The 20,691-nt window shown below is 66.9% G+C and carries 18 protein-coding genes; 5 read left to right on the top strand and 13 right to left on the bottom strand.

The window, feature by feature from the left end:
• The gene (locus RALTA_RS13805; RefSeq protein ID WP_012354053.1) at window positions 1–1,350 is read right to left on the bottom strand and encodes a nucleobase:cation symporter-2 family protein; all 1,350 of its coding nucleotides are present in this window, start codon (window positions 1,348–1,350) and stop codon (window positions 1–3) included.
• A gap of 520 nt (window positions 1,351–1,870) precedes the next feature.
• On the opposite strand from RALTA_RS13805, the gene RALTA_RS13800 reads away from it, so the two are divergent.
• Window positions 1,871–2,878, top strand: coding sequence for an AraC family transcriptional regulator (locus RALTA_RS13800; RefSeq protein ID WP_012354052.1), 1,008 nt, complete (start codon window positions 1,871–1,873; stop codon window positions 2,876–2,878).
• 31 nt (window positions 2,879–2,909) lie between these two features.
• On the opposite strand, the gene RALTA_RS13795 is transcribed toward RALTA_RS13800, so the two are convergent.
• Genes RALTA_RS13795 through RALTA_RS13775 form a run of 5 tightly spaced genes read right to left on the bottom strand, consistent with a single transcriptional unit; the run spans window position 2,910 to window position 8,324 of the window.
• Window positions 2,910–4,016: a CobW family GTP-binding protein gene (locus RALTA_RS13795; protein ID WP_012354051.1), complete on the bottom strand. Its 1,107-nt coding sequence runs from the start codon at window positions 4,014–4,016 to the stop codon at window positions 2,910–2,912.
• Window positions 4,017–4,070: 54 nt separating this feature from the next.
• Window positions 4,071–4,667, bottom strand: a complete 597-nt coding sequence (locus tag RALTA_RS13790; RefSeq protein WP_012354050.1) for a UbiX family flavin prenyltransferase — start codon at window positions 4,665–4,667, stop codon at window positions 4,071–4,073.
• Window positions 4,664–6,952: a xanthine dehydrogenase family protein molybdopterin-binding subunit gene (locus RALTA_RS13785; RefSeq protein WP_081479480.1), complete on the bottom strand. Its 2,289-nt coding sequence runs from the start codon at window positions 6,950–6,952 to the stop codon at window positions 4,664–4,666. The genes RALTA_RS13790 and RALTA_RS13785 overlap by 4 nt, the downstream gene beginning before the upstream one ends.
• Window positions 6,952–7,464, bottom strand: coding sequence for a (2Fe-2S)-binding protein (locus RALTA_RS13780; protein WP_012354048.1), 513 nt, complete (start codon window positions 7,462–7,464; stop codon window positions 6,952–6,954). The genes RALTA_RS13785 and RALTA_RS13780 overlap by 1 nt, the downstream gene beginning before the upstream one ends.
• The gene (locus RALTA_RS13775) at window positions 7,452–8,324 is read right to left on the bottom strand and encodes an FAD binding domain-containing protein (protein WP_012354047.1); all 873 of its coding nucleotides are present in this window, start codon (window positions 8,322–8,324) and stop codon (window positions 7,452–7,454) included. Before RALTA_RS13775 ends, RALTA_RS13780 begins: the two co-directional genes overlap by 13 nt.
• A gap of 244 nt (window positions 8,325–8,568) precedes the next feature.
• Here RALTA_RS13775 and RALTA_RS13770 point away from each other — a divergent pair, with 244 nt between their 5' ends.
• Window positions 8,569–9,474, top strand: coding sequence for a LysR family transcriptional regulator (locus RALTA_RS13770; RefSeq protein WP_041232214.1), 906 nt, complete (start codon window positions 8,569–8,571; stop codon window positions 9,472–9,474).
• Between the two features lie 5 nt (window positions 9,475–9,479).
• Here the strand turns inward: RALTA_RS13770 and RALTA_RS13765 are convergent, their stop codons facing one another.
• The 4 genes from RALTA_RS13765 to RALTA_RS13750 form a co-directional block, all read right to left on the bottom strand.
• Window positions 9,480–10,871: a nucleobase:cation symporter-2 family protein gene (locus RALTA_RS13765; RefSeq protein WP_012354045.1), complete on the bottom strand. Its 1,392-nt coding sequence runs from the start codon at window positions 10,869–10,871 to the stop codon at window positions 9,480–9,482.
• Between the two features lie 237 nt (window positions 10,872–11,108).
• Window positions 11,109–12,551: a UbiD family decarboxylase gene (locus tag RALTA_RS13760; RefSeq protein ID WP_012354044.1), complete on the bottom strand. Its 1,443-nt coding sequence runs from the start codon at window positions 12,549–12,551 to the stop codon at window positions 11,109–11,111.
• Window positions 12,552–12,653: 102 nt separating this feature from the next.
• Window positions 12,654–13,568 (bottom strand): amidohydrolase family protein, encoded by a 915-nt coding sequence (locus tag RALTA_RS13755; protein WP_012354043.1) that lies wholly within the window; start codon window positions 13,566–13,568, stop codon window positions 12,654–12,656.
• A 43-nt stretch (window positions 13,569–13,611) separates the two neighbouring features.
• Window positions 13,612–14,514 carry an amidohydrolase family protein gene (locus tag RALTA_RS13750; RefSeq protein ID WP_012354042.1) on the bottom strand — a complete coding sequence of 301 codons (903 nt, stop codon included), beginning with the start codon at window positions 14,512–14,514 and terminating at the stop codon, window positions 13,612–13,614.
• Between the two features lie 421 nt (window positions 14,515–14,935).
• Between RALTA_RS13750 and RALTA_RS13745 the strand changes: the two genes are divergently transcribed.
• Entirely contained in the window at window positions 14,936–15,820 is an 885-nt protein-coding gene (locus tag RALTA_RS13745) for an endo alpha-1,4 polygalactosaminidase (protein ID WP_025585783.1), read from the top strand.
• Here RALTA_RS13745 and RALTA_RS13740 read toward each other — a convergent pair.
• Complete coding sequence (locus RALTA_RS13740) at window positions 15,802–16,335, bottom strand: M48 family metallopeptidase (protein WP_012354040.1); 534 nt, start codon at window positions 16,333–16,335, stop codon at window positions 15,802–15,804. The two genes, RALTA_RS13745 and RALTA_RS13740, sit on opposite strands and share 19 nt — an antisense overlap.
• A 49-nt stretch (window positions 16,336–16,384) precedes the next feature.
• Window positions 16,385–16,609: a hypothetical protein gene (locus tag RALTA_RS13735; RefSeq protein ID WP_012354039.1), complete on the bottom strand. Its 225-nt coding sequence runs from the start codon at window positions 16,607–16,609 to the stop codon at window positions 16,385–16,387.
• A gap of 149 nt (window positions 16,610–16,758) precedes the next feature.
• Between RALTA_RS13735 and ettA the strand changes: the two genes are divergently transcribed.
• Both ettA and RALTA_RS29090 read left to right on the top strand, forming a co-directional pair.
• Window positions 16,759–18,426, top strand: a complete 1,668-nt coding sequence (gene ettA / locus RALTA_RS13730; RefSeq protein WP_012354038.1) for an energy-dependent translational throttle protein EttA — start codon at window positions 16,759–16,761, stop codon at window positions 18,424–18,426.
• Between the two features lie 135 nt (window positions 18,427–18,561).
• On the top strand, window positions 18,562–19,419 hold the full coding sequence (locus tag RALTA_RS29090; protein WP_012354037.1) for a conjugal transfer protein TraN: 858 nt from the start codon (window positions 18,562–18,564) through the stop codon (window positions 19,417–19,419).
• Between the two features lie 61 nt (window positions 19,420–19,480).
• On the opposite strand, the gene RALTA_RS13720 is transcribed toward RALTA_RS29090, so the two are convergent.
• A complete protein-coding gene (locus tag RALTA_RS13720; protein WP_012354036.1) occupies window positions 19,481–20,629 on the bottom strand; it encodes a metallophosphoesterase in 1,149 nt (382 codons plus the stop codon).
• Between the last annotated feature and the right edge of the window lie 62 nt (window positions 20,630–20,691).

Here is a 20,691-nt window from a genome sequence, read left to right as displayed (position 1 = left end):
TCAGACCCCTTGGACGTTGTCGGCACTGGCGGGCAGCTCGTCGGCTTCACGCGCTGGCAGGCCGTTGAGAATCAGGTTGAGGACCACGGAAACCACGCAGGCGATGATCACGCTGCTGTGGACGAAGGGTTGCAGGAAGCCGGGCAGTTTCTCCAGCATGCCGGGCAGCATCACCGGCATCATCGCGCAGCCGAGCGTGATGGAGACGATGGAGAGGTTGTTGGCGTTGTGCTCATAGTCCACCTCGCCCAGCGTCTTGATGCCGGCGGCGACGACCACGCCGAACATCACCATGGTGGCACCGCCCAGCGCCGCGGCGGGGATCGATGCAAACAGCGCGCCGATCTTGGGCACCAGCGCCACCGCGCAAAGCATCACGCCGCAGGTGGCAACCACCCAGCGGCTGCGCACGCCGGTAACGATCACCAGCCCCACGTTTTCCATGAAGGCGATGTAGGGGAACGCCGCGAACATGCCGCCGATGGCGCTGGCCAGGCCGTTGGCGCGCAGGCCGCGGGTGGCGTCGCGCTCCGTCAGCGGGCGCTTGACGATGTCGCCGACGGCAACGAACAGGCCCATCGATTCCACCATCTGCACCACCATCACGATCACCATGGTGGTGATGGCGCCGATGTTGAAGGTGGGCATGCCGAACGCGAACGGCGTCACCATGGTGAACCACGGCGCGCGCGCGACTTCATCGAAGCTGCCCATGCCCAGCATCCACGCCACCGCGCCGCCGACCAGCAGCCCGATCACCACCGACAGGTTGCGCACCAGTTCGCCGCCGTGCCGGTTGATCAGCAGGATCAGTGCCACGACGCCGAAGGCGACCAGGAAAAAGATGGGCGCGCCGAAATCCGGCGCGCCCCTTCCGCCTCCAAACCAGTGAAACGAAACCGGGAACAGCGACAGGCCCACCGCGGTGATGGTGCAGCCGCTCACCACCGGCGGGAAAAAGCGCTTGAGCTTGCCGATCACCGGGGCGAGGAACATCGCGATCACGCCCGCGGCGATGATGGCGCCGCAGACGCCGTTGAAGCCCAGCGTGGGGTCGGTGCCGATGGCGATGACCGGCCCCACGGAACTGAACGCCACGCCCTGCATCAGCGGCAGGCGCACGCCGAACTTCCAGAAGCCCACGGTCTGCAGCAGCGTGGCGATGCCGGACGTGAACAGCGCGGTGCTGATCAGCATGGTGGTTTGGGCGGGCGTCATCTTGAGCGCGCCGGCGACGATCATCGGCACCGCGATGGCGCCGAGGTAACTGACGAGCATGTGCTGGAAACCGAGCGACGCCATGGCGCGCGCCGGCAGGATCTGGTCGACGGGATGAACCGCTGGTTGCATGATGTTGTCTCCTGCCGCGTGCTGGGGAAAGTGCGCCATGCCGGCGGCGGCTGGCCCGGTCTGTGGTTGCCGGGCTCGGTCCGTCACGGTGCCATGCGCGGCGCATGGCCCACGCATGCCATGCACAGTAGTGATGCGCGGCATGCCGTCATAGCGTTATTGCGAAGGCCCTGGCACCGGGCCGCAAGCGGGCTTGCAAAATGCGCGCCGGGGGGATCAGGGGTTTCCCTTGGGTTGCGTGAGGGCGGGGGTGGTCATAGGATGGATGCGCTGGTCGTGGTCCGCTTGTTTGCTCCCCTCTCCCGCGCGCGGGAGAGGGGTTGGGGGAGAGGGCAGGCGTGTGCAAAAGCGAGGTGGTATGTATGGCTGGGAGCCATTGCGCCGGTGGCTTTTGATACTGCATCGCAATTGCAAGCTCCTGCCCTCTCCCCCGCCCCTCTCCCGCAAGCGGGAGAGGGGAGAAAGACGTCGGATGTTCAGGCGTCATCGCCGTAACGCTTTCCCTTCCTGATTCAACGCTATGTCACCCACCGCAGCATGGTCCGCCGCAGCCCCGCGCTCGCCAGTCTCTCGCGGCGGTGACCTCGATCGCATCCAGTCGCTGTCCGGACGCGTGTTCGGCCCCACGCGCCTGCGCGCGGCGGAGGACGATGCGGCGCTCGATGCGCGCATCGATACGAGCACCATCGGCAGGTTGACGCTGGTGACCATCGCCTACAACCAGGCGGTGCAGATCGAGCCGCAGCCGAACAAGGACGAGTTCGTGATCCAGACCGTGCTGGCCGGTACGTGCCGCGTGGAGACCCCGCGTGGCGCGATGCTGATGCCGCCGGGCGCGACCTTCGTGTTCTCGCCCACGGTGCCGACCACGCTGTCGCTGGATCCGGGCTGCGAGCGCTTCAGCGTGGTGATCCGCCGCCAGCTGATCGAAGAGGCGTTTCGGCAGCAGTTCAGCTTCGACCCGCCAGCGCCGATTGAATTCGACATGCAGCCGGTGGCGGACGATGGCCGCGCCGGGCGCTGGCAGGCGCTGGTCGGCTACCTCCGCGCGGAAACGCGCGTGCGGCGCGAAGGCAGCGGCGTGCCGGCGGTCGATGCCAGCATCGAGCGCATCGTGCTGTCGACGCTGCTGCTCGACCGCTTTGCCGCGGACGACAATATGCTGCCGCGCCGCTTCGAGGCGGTGCTGCCGGACTGCGTGCGCCACGCCATTGCCTACCTGCGCGCCAACCTGGACCAGCCGCTGACGCTGGAGCAGATCGCCGCGCATTGCGGCGTGTCGGCGCGCACGCTGCAACTGGGCTTCCGCAAGAGCAAGAACACCACGCCGATGGAGTACCTGCGGCTGCTGCGGCTGCATGGCGCGCGCGCAGACCTGCAGCGCGCGCGGCAAGAGAAGGGCATGGTCGGCGCGGTCGCGCTGCGGCACGGCTTTACCCACCTGAGCCTGTTCTCGCGCGAGTACCGGCGCGAGTTTGGCGAGCTGCCGTCGCAGACGTTGCGCGCGGCAGCATCGCAGCGGGACTGACGGCAAGCCAGTCCCGCCGTCGACAGCGCGATCAGGCGGCCTGCGCCACCGGCAGGCACACCTTGAGCAGGGTCTGCAGCCGCAGCTTGTCGAGATGGCGGCCGATGAACACGAACTTGCTCTGCGCCGGTTCCGCGCCCCAAGCCTCGGCGGGATGGAAGTCCATCAGCCGGTGCACCGCCTGCAGCACGTAGCGGCGGTCATCGCCCTCCACCGCGACGATCCCCTTCATGCGGAACACATCGTCGCCCTGCGCGGCCAGCAGCGCCTTCAGGCCGTGCTCGAGGCGCTGGCGGTCGAACGGCTGGTCGAACACCAGCGAGACCGAGGTCACCGACGGATCGTGGCGGTGGCCGTGCGCATCGTCATCGTGTGCGTGGTCGCAGTGTTCGTCGCAGACATGATCGTGGTGGTCATGGTCATGATGACGATCCGGGTTGGCATGCGCGTGCGCGTGGCCGTCGTGCGCATCCGCCTGGATCGTGCCCGGCGTGAATCCGCCGATGCCGAGGATCTTGCCCAGGTCCACCTGCGCGAAATTGGAGCGCAGGATCTGCGCGCCCTCGTTCAGGCGGTGGATGCGGGCCTCCAGCCGGTCGAGCTGCGCGGCGTCGACCAGATCGGTCTTGTTCAGGATCACGCGGTCGGCCGCGACAATCTGGTCGACGGCCTGGTTGTCGAAGCCGGTCAGCTGGGGGTCGTCGAGATGGCTTTCGATATGCACCGCATCGACCAGCGTCAGGATGCCGTCGAGCGTGACCTGCCTGGCGACTTCGTTATCCATGAAGAAGGTGGCGGCCACCGGGGTCGGATCGGCCAGGCCGCTGGTCTCGACCAGGATATGGTCGAAGCGCTCGGGGCGCTCCAGCAGCTTCTGCAGGATGCGCACCAGGTCCGTGCGCACATCGACCACGCAGCAGATGCAGCCGTTGGTCATCTGGTAGATCTCTTCGTCCGAGGTCATCACCAGGTCGGAGTCCACGTCGACCTCGCCGAACTCGTTCTCGATCACGGCGATGCGGTGGCCGTGCTTCTGCGTCAGGATGTGGTTGAGCAGCGTCGTCTTGCCCGAGCCGAGGAAGCCGGTAAGGATGGTGACCGGGATGGGCGGCTGTTGTGCGACGGCAGGTGCGTTCATGTTGTCTCCTGATTGGGTACTGCGTTCCTCGCGGGCGCGAGGCGGAAGTCGTTGTCAAGCGGTGGCCACGTGGGGGCGCAGGCCTTGCCAGCGTGCCACCAGCCCGTCGTGCGGCACGCCGAACAGGTCCAGCACGCGCCCCACGGTGTGGTCGACGATGTCGTCCACCGATTGCGGATGCGCATAGAAGGCCGGCACCGGCGGCAGCACGATGGCGCCCATCTCGGTCACCGTGGTCATGTTGCGCAGGTGCACCAGGTGGAAGGGCGTCTCGCGCGCCAGCAGCACCAGCCGCCGGCGCTCCTTGAGCATGACGTCGGCGGCGCGCGTAACGAGGTTGTCGGCCAGCCCGGTGGCGATGGCGGCCAGCGTGCGCATCGAGCAGGGCGCCACCACCATGCCGTCGCAGCGGAACGAGCCGCTGGCGATGGCGGCGCCGATATCGCGCACGTTGTGCACCACGTCGGCCATGGCCTCGATCTGCGGACGCTGCAGGCCCAGTTCATGGTGGGCGGTGAGCAGGCCGGACGGCGAGCAGACCAGGTGGGTCTCCCAGCCGTCCAGCGCCGCCAGTGCCTGCAGCATGCGCACGCCGTACACCGCGCCGCTGGCGCCGGTGATGGCGACCACCAGGCGTTGCGGATGGGTCATGGTTGCCTGCCTTCCCGCGCCGCCTTTTCGGCAAGCGCCTGCAGCACCTGCTCCGGCTTGATGGGGTAGTGGCGGAAGCGCACGCCGATGGCATCGAACACCGCGTTGGCGATCGCCGGCCCGATCGCGACGATCGGGTCTTCGCCCACGCCCTTGGCACCGAACGGGCCACCGGGATCCGGCGCGGCTTCGAGGATCACGGTGCGGATCTCCGGCATATCCATTGCCAGCGGCATCTTGTAGTCGACGAAGTTGGCGTTGAGCGAGCGGCCGGTGCGCATGTCGATCTGGTAGTCCTCGTACAGCGTGTGGCCGATGCCTTGCTGGATGCCGCCTTCGATCTGGCCCGCCGCCGCCACCGGGTGGATCACCTTGCCGACGTCGTGCACCGGCACCACCTGCCGCACGGTGATGAAGCCGGTCTCGGTATCGACCGCGACTTCGACAAAATGCGCCGCGAACGAATACGACTTGGTCGGGTGATAGGTGGCGGTGCCCACCAGCTGCGCGGCGGGAATGCCCTTGCGCGGCATCACCGCCTCGCGCACCGTCAGCGTGGGGCCGTCGCGGTCGCGCACGGCGATGATGCCGTTGGCCAGCGTCAGGGCTTCGGGCTCGCACTCCATCAGCTTCGCGGCGCGCTCGAACAGCTGGCGCCTGATCTCGCCGGCCGCCATCTGCGCGGCCTTGCCGACCATGTAGGTGGTGTGGCTGGCAAAGGCGCCGATGTCCCAGGGGACCACGTCGGTGTCGCCGTGCACGACCGATACCGCTTCGAATGGCAAGGTCAGTTCTTCCGCGATGATCTGCGCGAGCGCGGTATGCGCACCGGTCCCCAGCCCGGCCGCGCCGGTCAGCAGTACCACGGTGCCGTCCTCGTTCATCTTGATGATGGCGTTGCCCTGTTCCTTGATGCCGGGATAGGCGCTGCTGCCGTGCATCTCGCACCCCAGGCCCCAGCCGGTGCGGACCGGGCCGGTGGTGTCGCGGGGGCGGCGGCGCAGCGCGGGCCAGTCGAGCAGTGCCATGCCCTTTTCGATGCAGGCCTCGAGGCCGTGTCCGATCAGCGGATGGTTCGACGGCGCGATATCGCCTTCGCGCACGGCGTTCCTGAGCTTGAGTTCGGCGGGGTCCATGCCCAGGTGCGCGGCGGCCTCGTCCATCTGCACGTCGAGCGCGTAGTAGGTCTGCACCACGCCATAGCCACGGAAAGCGCCGGCGATGGGGCTGTTGGTGTAGACGCAGCGGCCTTCGAGCAGCACGTTGTCGCAGCGGTACAGCGACACCAGCGCGGCGGTGCCGACGTTGGTCACGCCGGGGCCGTGCGAGCCGTAGGCGCCGGAGTTGAACACCACCCTGGCCTGGCGCGCGGTGATGGTGCCGTCGTTGCGGAAGCCCTGCTTCAGCCAGATCCTGGCCGGGTGGCGCGTGCGGCCTCCGAGGAAGGTCTCCTCGCGCGTGTACTCCATGCGCACCGGCCGGCGCGTCTCGCGCGCCAGCAGCGCGCACAGGAACTCATGCTGGAACAGGTCCTGCTTGGCGCCGAAGCCGCCGCCCATGTGGTCGACCAGCACGCGCACCTTGTGCAGCGGCAGTCCCAGCACCTCGGCCATGATGCCGCGCACCATGAAGGCGGTCTGGGTGGAGATCCACACCGTCAGGTTGCCGTTGCCGTCCCAGCTGCACGTGAGCACGTTGGGCTCCATGTACGCGGGGGTGGGACGGCCGCCCTCGTAGACGCCTTCGAGGATGAAGTCGGCTTCGGCAAAGCCGGCCTCCACGTCGCCACGCTGCACGATCACGGGCGGCAGCACCAGGTTGCCGCCGGGCTCTCGGTCATGGATGCGCGGCGCGTCGGAGCGCTCCGCGTCTTCGGTGGTGAAGACCGCGGGCAGCGTTTCATATTCGACCTCGATCAGCTCGAGCGCGCGCTCGGCGATCTCTTCGCTGACCGCCGCCACCGCGGCCACACCCTCGCCCCAGTAGCGCACCTTGTAGTCCAGAATGTACTGGTCGCAGGTCACCGACGCGGATCTCGGGTGCGGCGAGCCGGCATGCAGCACGCGCGGCACGTTCTCGTGCGTCAGCACGGCCCTGACCCCGGGCAACGCCAGCGCGCGCGAGGTGTCGATGCGGCGGATGCGGGCGTGGGCGACGTTGCTGCGCTTGATCTTGCCGTATAGCAGGCCGGGGAAGGGCATGTCGGCAACGTATTTCGCGTTGCCGGTGACCTTGTCGAGCAGGTCGGTGCGCTTGACGCTGTGTCCGATCACGGCGTGGGTCATCATGCCTCCTCGCTGGCGCGGGTACGGTGTTCGTACCCGTCGGGGTCCATGCCCGCGGCGGTCTGCTCGATGGCCTCGATGATCTTGGTGTAGCCGGTGCAGCGGCAGATATTGCCGGCAATGGCAAAGCGGATTTCGTCGCGCGTGGGATGCGGGTTCTCGTCCAGCAGCGCCTTGGCCATCACCACGAAGCCCGGCGTGCAGAAGCCGCACTGCGCGGCGCCGCAGCGCATGAACTGCTCCTGCAGCGGGTGCACGGTGTCGGGCGCGGGCTGCACGCCTTCGATGGTGGTGATGTGGCAGCCGTGCGCTTCCGGCGCCAGCACCAGGCAGCTGTTCATCGTCTTGCCGTCGATGATGACGGTGCACGAGCCGCATTCGCCGACGTCGCAGCCCTTCTTGGTGCCGGTCAGGCAGGCGTCGTTGCGCAGGGCGTCGAGCAGGGTGCTGTGCGGCTCGACCGCCAGCTCGCGCGGCTCGCCATTGATGACGAGTTCGATTATTTTTCGCATGTCGCGGACTCCAGGGCTTGTTCCAGGGCGCGGCGGGTCAGCACGCTGACCATCTGCCGCCGGTAGGCTTCGCTGGCACGCACGTCGCTGATGGGGCGGGCTTCGTCCATGGCGGCATGCGCGGCCTGCAGGATCAGGGCGTCGCTCACGCGCTGGCCGCGCAGCACCTGTTCGGCACGCATGGCGCGTACCGGGGTCGGGCCGACTGCGGCAAGCACGATGCCGACGTCGGCGCAGTGGCTGTTCTCGACCGTCAGCGATACCGCGACGCCGACCGTGGCCAGTTCCATCTGCACGCGGCGGCCGTGCTTGAGGTAGACCTTGCCGGTGTGGGGGCGCGGCGCCGGCACGGTGATGCGGGTGACGATCTCGTCCGGCGCAATGGCGGTCTTGCCGACGCCGGTGACAAAGTCCTCGACGCGCAGCTCGCGCGAGCCGGACATGCCGTACAGGTGCACCGAGGCGCCGTCGGCGACCAGCGGCGCGATCGAATCCGCCGATGGCGACGCGCGGCAGACGTTGCCGACCACGGTCGCGCGATGGCGCACCTGGATCGAGGCGAAGTCGGTCACCGCCTTTGCCAGGCCGGCGTAGTGGCGCTGCACGAAGCCCGAGGTCTCGACCGCGCGCGTGGTCACCAGCGCGCCGATGCGCAGGCCGTTGACCGGATCGAAGGTCAGTACGTCCATGCCCGGGATCTTCTTGATATTGATGACCTGCTCGGGCTTGCGCACGGACTCCTTGATCTGCACCAGCAGATCGGTGCCGCCGGCCAGCACGCTGGCCTTGCCGCCGCACCGGTGCAGCATGGCCGAGGCTTCGGCCAGCGTCGCCGGTTCGAAATACTCAAACGCTCTCATTGCTCCTCCTGGTCTGTGCCATCGGCGGCGGCTGCCGGACTTGCCGAGGCGGTGTGGGGCGCGCGCCGTTGAACCCATCATGGGCGGACGGACTTCATCGGTAAAGACCCGCAAACGGATTAATTGATCGTGTTACCCTCTGAATCAGACGCGCCGCGAAAGCCCTGCCTCTTCGCCGCACACCGCGCCGCAGAGCGCGCACCCCGAGATCCCGGAGGTAGACAACGTGCCCAACCTCAGCAACATGAACGTGTCGCTGCGCCAGCTGCGCGCGTTTATCGCCGTGGCGCAGGAGCGCCACTTCACCCGCGCCGCCGAAAAGCTGGACCTGTCGCAGTCGTCGGTCAGCGCGCTGATCCACGAGCTGGAAGCCAACCTCGGCCTGAAGCTGTTCGACCGCCACACGCGCCAGCTGCACATCACGCAGGCGGGCGCGGAACTGCTGCCGCTGGTGAAGAAGGCGGTGGCCGATATCGACAGCGTGATCGAGAACTCCAGCGAGCTGCGCACGCTGGGACGCGGGCGCGTGTCGATCGCGGCATCGTCGATCCAGGCGGCGCTGATGCTGCCGCGCGTGATCCGCGAGTTCTGCGTCAGCCATCCGGGCGTGAAGGTGGAGCTGCACGATGTGTCCGAGCATGAAGTGACCAAAATGGTCAGCTCGGGTGAAGTCGACTTCGGCATCGGCACCATCCCGGAGGGCCAGCCGGACCTGAGCGCGCACCGGCTGATGGACGATGCCTTCGTCATCGTGATGCCGGCGCACCATCCGCTGCGCCGGCGCAAGACGCTGCGCTGGGAGGACGTGGCCGGCCTGCCGGTGATCGGGCCGCACAAGGGCAACCCGATCCGCGACTGCCTGGACACCGCGCTGGCCGCCCGCGGCATCACGCTGCAACGGGTGCACGAGGTGTTGCTGCCGCTGACCATGGTGGGCATGGTCGACGCCGGGCTGGGCATCGCCGTGATGAGCGCCGCGGTCACGCGGCTGACCGGCGCGCTGGGGCTGGCTACGGTGATGCCGACCGATCCGGTGATCCACCGCGAGATCTCGCTGCTGGTGCACGCGGACCGGTCGCTGTCGCCGCCGGCGCAGGCTTTCCGCGACCTGCTGATGCGTTATCGCGCCAAGCTTACTGAGGCGGGCTGACTAGGTCATGCCGGCTCCTTGGCCAGCCCGTGAGGCCGGGGGGCCGGCGAACGCGCGTTGAACAACAGGTTCAGCAGCACCGCGGCCAGCGTGCCCAGCAGGATGCCGTTCTGGCAGAACTTGGCCAGCAGCTCGGGCATTTGCGCGAAGAACTTGTCCGACACCAGCGGGATCATGCCCAGCGCCACGCTGACGGCGACGATGTAGGCGTTCTTCTTGTTCTCGACAAAGTCCACATGGCCGAGGATGCGCACGCCCGTGGCCGCGACCATGCCGAACATCACCAGCGCCGCGCCGCCCAGCACGTATTGCGGGATCGATGCCGCGAAGAAGGCCAGCTTGGGCAGGCAGCCCAGCACGATCAGGATGCCGCCTGCGGTGGCGCAGACCCAGCGGCTGCGCACGCCGGTAACCTGCACCAGCCCGACGTTCTGCGCGTACGAGGTGTAGGTGAAGGTGTTGAATACCGCCCCCACCATCGCGCCGACACCGTCGGCGCGCAGGCCGCGCGCCAGGTCTTCGGAGTCGACCGGGCGATCGACGATCTCGCCCAGCGCCAGGAACTGCCCCACGCCTTCGATCATGATCACGATCATCACCACGCACAGCGTGACCGAGGTCATGGCGTCGAAGGTGGGCCAGCCGAAGTGGAAGGGCGTGATGAACTCGACCCAGTGCGCGCCGTGCAGGCCGTCGAAGCTGACCTTGCCCAGCGCCAGCGCAATGCCGAAGCCCACCGCAATGCCGATCAGCACCGCCACGTTGCACAGGAAGCCGCGCGCGAACGCCACCAGCGCCAGCACCGTGCACAGCACCGCGGTGGCGATGGCAATGTTCACCGGCAAGCCGAAATTGGGGTTGGGCACCGGACCGGCCGCGGTGTTGAGGGTGGGGTTGCCGCCCGCCGCCCAGTTGATGCCGACCCGCATCAGCGAGATCCCGATCACCAGCACCACGGTGCCGGTCACGACCGGCGGGAACCAGCGCACCATCTTGCCGACATAGGGCGCGGCAAAGCAAGTGAAGACGCCCGCCACCATCACCGCGCCGAACACCGCCGGCAGCCCCAGCGACGGATTGGAGCCGGTGGCGATGATCGGCGCGATCGCGGTGAAGGTGACGCCCATCATCACCGGCAGGCGGATGCCGACCTTCCAGATGCCGATGCTCTGGATCATCGTCACCAGGCCGCAGCAGAACAGGTCGGCGGCGATCAGGAAGGCAACCTGGTCCTTGGGCAGCTTGAGGGCGCCGCCGATGATCATCGGCACGGCAATGGCGCCGGCATACATCACCAGCACATGCTGCAGGCCCAGGGCCAGCAGGCGCGGCGGTGGCAGGACCTCGTCGACGGGATGCACGGCGGCATTCCCTTGCGTAGGCAGGGTGGGGTTCATGCTGTCTCCTTTGGTCGGTATCACGCCGGTTGCGCATTGCGCTAACGTGTCGCCAAGGTGCCGGCGCTTCCTCTTGCGGGATGGTCCTGCCATCCTCTCGTGCGAAGCCCGCGCCTGTCCTGTCTTGTCAATCCAGCATGACAGCGGCGCAGGGAAGGTACAACGTTCCCGGCGGATTTATCGATCGGGTGAAACGATGAATCCGCCGTTTTCAGCGGGTTATCCCTGAGCCGCGCCTCACGGCACGTGCGATGCCGCACGCTCCAGCCGCGCCAGCAGCGCGGCCGCGCGTGCCATCGCGGCGGGATCGATGCGCGCGCGGATGCCGTCGAAACTCGGCCCGCGCGTGGCATCCAGCCCCATGCGCGATGTCGTGCCGACGCCAGATGCCGACGGGTCCAGTGCGCTGCCGGGCAGCCCATCGACCACCACCACGTCCAGGTGCGGCTGCAGGTGCGTGGCCATGGCCCACAGCACTTCCTCGTCGCGGGTGATGTCGACGTCTTCATCCACAGCCACTACCGTCTTCAGGTACGGGTCCCAGCCGAGCAGCCCCAGCATCACCTGGCGCGCTTCGCCGGGGCGGCTCTGGCGCAGCGCCACGTAGGCGTGGAAATGCGTGCCGGAGCTGGGGTAGTGCACCGCGGTGACGCCGGGGAAGCGCTCGCGCAGCTTTTCCACCATCTCGGACTCGCGCGGGATCCGGCCCAGGTTCAGGTGCTCGGCCGAGTTGCCGCCGACCACGTCGACCAGCCACGCGTCCGTGCGCCGCATCACGCTCTGCACGCGCAGCAGGTTGTTGGTCGAGCGGTCCGACGAATAGCCGGTGAACTCGCCGAACGGGCCTTCGTCGACGCGCGCCTCGGGATCGATCACGCCTTCCAGCACGATCTCGGCATGCGCCGGCACCAGGATGCCGTGGCGCGGCGTGCGTACCACTTCCAGTGGCGCGCCGAACAGCCCGCCGGCGACATGGCGCTCGTCCACGCCGAACGGCAGCCGCGCGGCGCCCGCCAGCATGAACAGCGGATGCGCGCCGATCACCATCGCCACCGGCAACGGGCGGCCCAGTTCGGCGGCGCGCTGCTGCATGCGCCACAGGTGGCCGCGCGAATGCAGGCTGGTGGCGATCTCGGTGGGCGAATGCAGCATCGAGCGGTGGTAGCTGGCGTTGCCGATGCCGCTGTCGGGGTCTTCGGCGATCAGGATCGCGTTGGTGATATAGGGACCGCGGTCGGTGGCGAAGTGCCGGATCGCCGGAATCGTGCGCAGGTCGATGTGCTGCGTCTCGACATGGCCGGTGACAGCGCCGCTGTCCAGCACGCGCGGCGCCACCATGCGGCGGCTGCGGGCCTGGTATTCGGCATGGATGCCGGCGGGCGGCACGCCGCCCAGCATGCGCCCCACGCGCTCGCGCGAGGCGAACAGGTTGGTGGCCAGCGACGTGCCCAGGCCTTCGACATGGTCGAACAGCAGCGCCGGATGACGGCCCTGCGCAGCGAGCGTCCATACCAGCGCGGTCGGGTCCTGGTCGGCGCCAACCGGCTCGCGGATATGCAGCACGTCTTCGGGAAAGGCCTCGCGGTAGGCGGCCAGGAACTGGTGGAAGTCCTGCGAGGTGTCATGGAAAGGCTGGCGCGCCGGCGTCGCGGCGGCGAAGGGCGCTGAGGGTGAGTTCATGGATCGGCTCCTGAGGTCAGGGTGGGCCAGGGCGAAGGCTGCCCCGGCGGCCGGGAATGGTCCCGGCCGCCGTGCCGTGCCTGCCTGCCGAACAGCTAGTGACTACCGGGTGCTGGCGTAGGTGTCCTTCAGCCGCGCCAGGGCCTCTTCCTGCGTCCTGGGCGGCGCCGTGGGCTCGATGCCGACCAGCCGGGCGATGTTGTTGCCCATGTAGTCCTCCAGCCCGTCCTCGTCCAGGTCCATGCCCTGCGGCGCGGGGCCGCACAGCATTTCCAGCTCGCGCAGCCACATGCCGGGCTCGTTGGGCGGCGTGTCGGTGCCAAACACGATCTTGTCGCGCGGCAGCTGGCGCGCGAACTCGACGATGCGCGACTGGAAGCACCAGCCCGATTCGCAGTACACGTTGGGCGTGTCCATGGCCATCCAGAACGCCTCGAACGAATAGTTGCCGCCGGTCTGGATACCGAAATGCCCGATGATGAAATTGACCATCGGGAATTCGCGGATGATCGGATAGAACATCGTCGGAATCGTGTATGGGCCGTCGCCGGTGTGGATCAGCACCACGACGTTGTACTTGGCGCAGACCTTCATCGCCGGGCGCAGCCAGTCCAGCGCGCGGTCTGGCCGGTAGCCGTGCATGTTGGCATGCAGCTTCAGCATCTTGAAGCCGTACTCCTTGACGTGGAATTCCAGCTCCAGCGCGCCTTCTTCCGGGCCCCAGCGCGGGTTGAAGGTGAAGTTGCCGATAAAGCGGTCAGGGTATTTCTGGCACAGCTCGGCGATATACGCCATGTAGTCGCGGATGCCTTCGCGGCCGCGGCGGTTGCCGTCGCGGTAGCCGGTGTTGCCCGGCGGCGGCTGGATAAAGCCCATGTCGATGCGGCGCGGCTTGCCGTTGATCATGTAGGGGCCGTCCATCATCTTGAGCATGCGCTCGCCGTTGAAGGGCTCGCCGGTGTGGCGCCAGGCTTCGTCGACCAGGTTGGTCGGGTGCAGGTGGGTGTCGATAATCATGTGGGTGCTCCGGAGTCCGTTGTCGTTGGCGCGGGCATTGCGCTCAGGCAGCCAGGCGCGCTTTCGCTTCTTCCAGCGTGCGCGGCACCGGCGTCGGCTCCAGGCCGATCATCCGTGCGACGTTGTTGCCGAGGTAGTCCTCGAGCGTGTCTTCATCCAGGTTCAGGCCCTGCGGCGGCTCGAAGCACAGCACCTCCAGCAGGCGCAGCCACATGCCGGGCTCGTTGGGCGGGGTATCGGAACCGAACAGGATCTTGTGCTTGGGCAGCACCTTGGCGAACTCGACGATGCGCGACTGCAGGCACCAGCCCGATTCGCAGTACACGTTGGGCATGTCCATCGCCATCTGGAACGGCTCGAAGCAGTAGACGCCGCCGGTCTGCACGCCGAAGTGGGCCATGATGAAGTTCACCGTCGGGAACTCCTTCATCATCGGCACCCATTCGGTCGGGATGCTGTAGGGGCCGTCGCCGGTATGCAGCTTGACCAGCACGCCCAGCTCGGCGCATTTCTGCAGCGCCGGGCGCAGCCAGTCCAGCGCGCGGTCCGGGCGGTACGCGTGCATGTTGGCCTGGAACTGGACCATCTTGAAGCCCAGCTTCTTCACGTAGTGCTCGATGGCGTTGACGCCGTTCTGCACGCCGCAGCGCGGGTTGTAGACGAAGCAGCCGATAAAGCGGTCGGGATACTTCTTCACCATCTCGACGGTGTAGGCCATGTACGCGTCGATCGATTCGCTGCCCGACTTCACGCCGTCGGTGTAGGTGTAGATGGTGTTGCCCTGCGGCGGCTGGATAAAGGCCTTGTCGATGCGGCGCGGCTTGCCGTTGATGGTGAACGGGCCGTCCATCATCTGGATCAGGCGCTCGCCGGTGAACGGGTCGCCGTCGTGGCGCCAGGCCAGGTCCACCAGGTTCGTCGGATAACAGCTGGTGTCGATGATCATGGGAGATCCCCTAACAATGACTAGGTTGGACACGCATGCGGCAGGCGCGCGCGCGAACAACGCCGCGGGGCCGGCCTTGCATGCTGCGATCGGGAGTCTTTGTCAGGGGAGCGTCTGGACCATTGCGCCACCGACGAAACACTCCGTCAGTGAGCAATCTCCAGTTGAACGTCGCGGCATTGCACCGCTGCTGTCCAATCGACCGCTTCTACCCACGCGCTCTTTATACATAGCGCCTCGGCATGGGTCAAGCGCATCATGTGTTGCGCCGCACGAACAGTGGGGCCGGCCTGCATTCCGGACCGGGCCGCGAATCCGCTACATTGCGGGAACCGCGGCGGCAGGCCCGGCCGCCGCGGCATATCGACAACAGGGCCGATCGTTTCGAACGGGGTTCATCACAGGGAAGGGGGAAGAACATATGCATGGCAACGATGCGAAGAAGGCAGCGGCGCTGCTGTCGGTTGCGCTGAGCCTGGCACTGGGCGGCTGCGGCGGCGACGGCGGACAGACCGAGATGGTGTCGCCGACGGCCGCGGCCACGACGCGGTCCATCACCGAAACCACCACCAGCGCCACCACGCGCTGGGCCCCGGCGCTTACCGACACCTGGCAGATCCAGCTGACCGGCAGGCTCAATACCAGCTATGCGGTGACCGCCTATGACTTCGACCTGTTCGATACGCCGCAGGCCACCATCGATGCGCTCAAGGCGCAGGGCCGGCGCGTGATCTGCTACTTCTCGGCGGGCAGTTCAGAGGACTGGCGTCCCGACTTCAACCAGTTTACCGAGGCGGACCAGGGCGCCCCGCTGTCGGGCTGGGCCGGCGAGCGCTGGCTGGATACGCGCTCGGCCAACGTGCGTCGCATCATGCAGGCGCGCATGGACCTGGCGGTCAGCAAAGGCTGCGATGCGGTCGATCCTGACAATGTCGATGGCTATACCAACAGTCCCGGCCTGCCGCTGACAGCCGAGACCCAGCTCGACTACAACCGCTTCCTGGCGGCGGAGGCGCATGCGCGCGGGCTGGCGGTCGGTTTGAAGAACGACGTGGGGCAGGTGGCCGAGCTGGCCGCGAGCTTTGACTTCGCCATCAACGAACAGTGCTTCCAGTACCGCGAGTGCGGTGCCTATACCGCGTTCACGGGGCAGGGCAAGCCGGTATTCCAGATCGAATACGCCACCAAGTACCGTGACGCCGCCACGCGCGCCGCGCTGTGCGCCAAGTCCCAGGCGGCCAATCTGCGCACGCTGGTGCTGCCCAGGACGCTGAACGGGTCGTTCCGCTACGCCTGCGACGCCTGAGCGCCCGGGTCGATGCCGCCGGCGGGAGCGGCGCGTTCCAGCTCCCGCCAGGCCAGGTAGAGCCGCGTATCGAACTCGAGCTGGTGGTAGCGCGGCTCCATGTACTCGCAGAGCCGGTAGAAGGCCTTGTCGTGCTCGCTTTCCTTCAGGTGGGCAAGCTCGTGCACGACGATCATGCGCAGGAACTCCGGCGGCGCCTCCTTGAACAGCGAGGCGACGCGGATTTCCTTCTTGGCCTTGAGCTTGCCGCCCTGCACGCGTGAGATCGCGGTATGCAGGCCGAGCGCGCGCTGGGCGGAATCCAGGCGCGCATCGAACCCCACCTTGTGCAGCGGCGGCGCGCTGCGCAGGTATTCCTGCTTGATGTCCGTGGTGTATGCGTACAGCGCGCGGTCGGTCTGCACGGTGTGGCGCCCCGGGTAGCGGCGGGCCAGATGGTCGCCGAGCCGGCCGGCGGCGACCAGTTCGCGCACCTGCTCCAGCACGCCGGGCGGATAGCCGCCCAGGAAGCGCATCGGGTCCTTGGCGGCGGGACGCCAGGTCTCATTCACCACGGTGGCCGGCTCAGTGGTGGTGGTGATGGTGATGCATCCAGCTGTTGTCCAGCGAATTGACGAAGGACTCGACCGCGTCCTTGTCGCCGGTGGCATGGCGCATCATTTCGCCGCACTTGCAGAAACCCTGGTACGGAGTGATGTGCGAGCACGCCGAGGTCTTCTGCAGGTACAGCGTGACGGGTTTGGTGCACTTCTTGCACTTGAACTTCAGGGTCAGGGCGGGTTTGATCATGGCGATGGCTTGAAAAATCGGCGGAAAGACGAACCTGTGATTGTACCGGCGGAGGCCGAAGCTGGCCGGGCCCGGGCTGCGCGCGCCGGCGTGCCTGATACACTCCGCCATTCCCGCACCTACTCCAGCACCATCACCAGCACGCACCCATGGCACAGTACGTTTTCACCATGAACCGCGTGGGCAAGATCGTTCCGCCCAAGCGTCACATCCTGAAGGACATCTCGCTGTCGTTCTTCCCGGGCGCCAAGATTGGCGTGCTCGGCCTGAACGGCTCGGGCAAGTCCACGCTGCTCAAGATCATGGCCGGCCTCGACAAGGAAATCGAGGGCGAGGCCACGCCGATGCCGAACCTGAACATCGGCTACCTGCCGCAGGAGCCGCAGCTCAACCCCGAGCAGACCGTGCGCGAGTCGGTGGAAGAGGCCCTGGGCGGCGTGTTCGAGGCGCGCAAGAAGCTCGATGAAATCTACGCCGCGTACGCCGAGCCGGACGCGGACTTCGACGCGCTGGCCGCCGACCAGGCCAAGTACGAAGCTATTCTGGCCGCCAGCGACGGCAACAACGTCGAACTGCAGCTGGAGATCGCCGCCGACGCGCTGCGCCTGCCGCCGTGGGACGCGAAGATCGAACATCTCTCCGGCGGCGAAAAGCGCCGCGTGGCGCTGTGCCGCCTGCTGCTGTCGCGCCCCGACATGCTGTTGCTCGACGAACCGACCAACCACCTGGATGCGGAATCGGTCGACTGGCTCGAACAGTTCCTGACGCGCTTCCCGGGCACCGTGGTGGCCGTGACCCACGACCGCTACTTCCTCGACAACGCCGCCGAGTGGATCCTGGAACTGGACCGCGGCCAGGGCATCCCCTGGAAGGGCAACTACAGCTCGTGGCTGGACCAGAAGGAAGCGCGCCTGAAGCAGGAAGAGGCCAGCGAATCGGCGCGCCAGAAGGCGCTGCACAAGGAACTGGAGTGGGTGCGCCAGAACCCCAAGGGCCGCCAGGCCAAGTCCAAGGCGCGCCTGGCCCGCTTTGACGAGCTGAACAGCCAGGAATACCAGAAGCGCAACGAAACCCAGGAAATCTTCATCCCGGTGGGTGAGCGCCTGGGCAACGAAGTGATCGAGTTCGACAACGTCAGCAAGGGTTTCGGCGACCGCATGCTGATCGAAAACCTCAGCTTCAAGGTGCCGCCGGGCGCTATCGTCGGCATCATCGGTCCGAACGGCGCCGGCAAGTCGACGTTCTTCAAGATGCTGACCGGCAAGGAGCAGCCGGACAGCGGCGAGATCAAGATCGGGCCGACCGTGAAGATGGCCTTCGTCGACCAGAGCCGCGACGCGCTGGACGGCACCAAGACCGTGTTCGAGGAAATCTCGGGCGGCGCCGACGTGCTGACCGTGGGCCGTTACGAAACCCCGTCGCGCGCCTATATCGGGCGCTTCAACTTCAAGGGCGGCGACCAGCAGAAGCAGGTCGGCACGCTGTCGGGCGGCGAACGCGGCCGCCTGCACATGGCCAAGACGCTGATCGCCGGCGGCAACGTGCTGCTGCTGGACGAGCCGTCGAACGACCTCGACGTGGAAACGCTGCGCGCGCTGGAAGACGCGCTGCTCGAGTTCGCCGGCTGCGTGATGGTGATCTCGCACGATCGCTGGTTCCTGGACCGGATCGCGACGCACATCCTGGCGTTCGAGGGCGACTCGCATGTCGAGTTCTTCCCCGGCAACTACCAGGAATACGAGGCGGACAAGAAGAAGCGCCTGGGCGAGGAAGGGGCCAAGCCGAAGCGGATCCGGTACAAGCCTATCGTGCGGTGAAGTACTGCTGAGCGAGCAAGAGAACCAGGTCTGCGGGCCTGGTTTTTTTATGGTGCTGGCTGTATGTGTTGTCGAAAATTCTGAAACGTGTTGCCAGACCTTTGGCATTAGTGTGATGCCGGATAGGTTTGGGGGGTGCGAAAGTCAATCCACCTCTTCGTTCTAAAGCGGCTACCTGGACGTCACCGAAGGAAGCTGCCGTTCGAGGTTCGGCAGGATCGCGAGTACCCTTTCCCAGGAACGGTCGATTCGCCGTATTTCCTCTATCGGTCCGATGCCGAACTCAAGGCGCATCCGAGCTACAAGGCTGCCAAAGCCGGCAGCGCTGAAGCGGCAATACAGCTGATTGCCGACCTTGCGCCGCCGCTGGTGGCAAGGTTGCTCGACGAAGCCTTTCCACCTTCATGCATCTTCGTCGCCCCGCACGCGAAAGAAGCCGCAGGCGAGAATGCCATCCCGCAAGTGCTGGCGATGTATTTGCACCATGCCCTGGACGGATCAGTCGATGAAACCATCGTGCAGGCAACAAAGGTATTCCACACCGGCGCAGACCCAATGGAGCGGCTGAATATGCGCGCGAGCTTTTCCGGATATGTCGTGCCAGATGGGCGCTATGTGCTGGTCGACGACGTGACTACAATGGGGGGCACGCTAGCCGAGCTTGCCAACTATATTCAATGTCACGGTGCCGGCGTGATCGCAGCAATCGTCCTCGTATGCGCAGGACGCTCTGGTAGACTCGTGGCACCCGGAAGGGTAATTCGTGAACTGGAAAGGAGGTATGGCGATGAAATCCGCAAGATCTTCGGCATTGCCACCCACGCCCTCACCGCGGATGAAGCGGGGTACCTCATCGGTTTCCGTACATCTGACGAAATCCGAAATCGCCGAGCTAAGGCGGAACAAGAAACGCATCTCCGACTTGGCGCGAAAGGCATTCAGCTCGATGAACCTGAAGGGCAAGTAAAGCCCAAAGGCGCTGACCGCCGGTAGCTGAGCTTGCAAAATCGCCGCTTCAAGCCCGCGAAGAGTCTTCCTCTTTTACGGCACTTTCCTAGTTGCCTCGCACCAACCTCACCCGCGTAATTTCCGACGGCGCCCCGAACCGCTTCGGCGGGCCCCAATATCCAGTACCACGGCTGATATAGATCCACAGCGATCCATGCCGCACCAGGCCGGCGGTGTACGGCTGCTGCATCGGCACGAACAGGTTCCACGGCCAGAACTGGCCGCCATGGGTATGGCCCGACAGCTGCAGGTCGAAACCCGCTTGCGCCGCCGCGGGCGCGGTGCGCGGCTGGTGGGCCAGCAGCACGCGCACGCCGGCGTCGGCGGGGGCGCCGGCGATGGCGCGCTGCGGGTCGCTGCGGTGGGTTTCGTGGAAGCGGCCGGCGGAGTAGTCGGTGACGCCGCCCAGCACCAGTGCGTCGCCGTCATGCTGCAGCACCACGTGCTCGTTCATCAGCACCCGCACGCCCAGGCGGCGCAGTTCGTCGATCCACGGCTGTGCACCGGAGTAGTACTCGTGGTTGCCGGTGACGAAGTAGGTGCCGTGGCGCGCCTGCAGCCGCGCCAGCGGCGCGGTGTGGGCGGACAGTTCGCGCACGGTGCCGTCGACCAGGTCGCCGGTGATGGCGACGGCATCGGCCTGCAGGCTGTTGACGCGGTCGACGATGCGGTCCAGGTAGGGCCGCTTGATGGTGGGGCCAACATGGATGTCGCTGATCTGAGCGATGGTGAAGCCGTGCAGCGCATCCGGCAGGCCGCGCACCGGCACGTCGACCTCGACCACGCGCGCCAGCCGGCGCGCGTTGACATAGCCCGCCAGCGTCACCAGCAAGGCCAGCAGCGGCACCGCCACGGCGCTGCCGGCGGCCAGGCCTGGCGCGCGCCAGCCGAGCAGTTGCCCCGCCAGCCAGGCAGCGGCGAGGGCGACGTCCCGGACCAGCGTCAGCACCAGCAGCGATGAGAAGAATCCCATGGCCAGCATGCCGACCCAGGACACCAGGTCCGACCAGGGCTGGCTGACGCGCCGCGCCAGCAGTCCGGCCGGCAGCAGCGCGCACGACAAGGCCAGCCAGGCCACCGCCAGGACCTTGAGTGCCATCGGTGCCGGCATCGCGGGCAGCAGGCGCAGCCCGATATAGCCATGCAGCAGGGCCGTGACGAGCGCCGCGGTCAGGATGGTGGTGCGTGGAGGCATGGGCGGGGGCCAGGGTGGAGTATTCGCAGATGAGGCCGTACCGGGCGGCTTCAAGTGCCCGG

This window comes from Cupriavidus taiwanensis LMG 19424, assembly GCF_000069785.1.
GTDB lineage: Bacteria > Pseudomonadota > Gammaproteobacteria > Burkholderiales > Burkholderiaceae > Cupriavidus > Cupriavidus taiwanensis.
This window is presented reverse-complemented; position numbering and strand designations above follow the sequence as displayed.

Excerpts from the sequence above, each read along its gene's own strand:
- RALTA_RS13790 (WP_012354050.1), bottom strand. The coding sequence starts at position 4,667 with ATGACCCATCCGCAACGCCTGGTGGTCGCCATCACCGGCGCCAGCGGC.
- RALTA_RS13755 (WP_012354043.1), bottom strand. The coding sequence starts at position 13,568 with ATGATTATCGACACCCACCTGCACCCGACCAACCTGGTCGACGAAGCC.
- RALTA_RS13800 (WP_012354052.1), top strand. The coding sequence starts at position 1,871 with ATGTCACCCACCGCAGCATGGTCCGCCGCAGCCCCGCGCTCGCCAGTC.
- RALTA_RS13760 (WP_012354044.1), bottom strand. The coding sequence starts at position 12,551 with ATGAACTCACCCTCAGCGCCCTTCGCCGCCGCGACGCCGGCGCGCCAG.
- RALTA_RS13795 (WP_012354051.1), bottom strand. The coding sequence starts at position 4,016 with ATGAACGCACCTGCCGTCGCACAACAGCCGCCCATCCCGGTCACCATC.
- RALTA_RS13785 (WP_081479480.1), bottom strand. The coding sequence starts at position 6,952 with ATGACCCACGCCGTGATCGGACACAGCGTCAAGCGCACCGACCTGCTC.
- RALTA_RS13765 (WP_012354045.1), bottom strand. The coding sequence starts at position 10,871 with ATGAACCCCACCCTGCCTACGCAAGGGAATGCCGCCGTGCATCCCGTC.
- RALTA_RS13750 (WP_012354042.1), bottom strand. The coding sequence starts at position 14,514 with ATGATCATCGACACCAGCTGTTATCCGACGAACCTGGTGGACCTGGCC.
- RALTA_RS13805 (WP_012354053.1), bottom strand. The coding sequence starts at position 1,350 with ATGCAACCAGCGGTTCATCCCGTCGACCAGATCCTGCCGGCGCGCGCC.
- RALTA_RS13740 (WP_012354040.1), bottom strand. The coding sequence starts at position 16,335 with ATGCGCTTCCTGGGCGGCTATCCGCCCGGCGTGCTGGAGCAGGTGCGC.
- RALTA_RS13775 (WP_012354047.1), bottom strand. The coding sequence starts at position 8,324 with ATGAGAGCGTTTGAGTATTTCGAACCGGCGACGCTGGCCGAAGCCTCG.
- RALTA_RS13780 (WP_012354048.1), bottom strand. The coding sequence starts at position 7,464 with ATGCGAAAAATAATCGAACTCGTCATCAATGGCGAGCCGCGCGAGCTG.
- RALTA_RS13735 (WP_012354039.1), bottom strand. The coding sequence starts at position 16,609 with ATGATCAAACCCGCCCTGACCCTGAAGTTCAAGTGCAAGAAGTGCACC.
- ettA (WP_012354038.1), top strand. The coding sequence starts at position 16,759 with ATGGCACAGTACGTTTTCACCATGAACCGCGTGGGCAAGATCGTTCCG.
- RALTA_RS13745 (WP_025585783.1), top strand. The coding sequence starts at position 14,936 with ATGCATGGCAACGATGCGAAGAAGGCAGCGGCGCTGCTGTCGGTTGCG.
- RALTA_RS13770 (WP_041232214.1), top strand. The coding sequence starts at position 8,569 with ATGAACGTGTCGCTGCGCCAGCTGCGCGCGTTTATCGCCGTGGCGCAG.
- RALTA_RS13720 (WP_012354036.1), bottom strand. The coding sequence starts at position 20,629 with ATGCCTCCACGCACCACCATCCTGACCGCGGCGCTCGTCACGGCCCTG.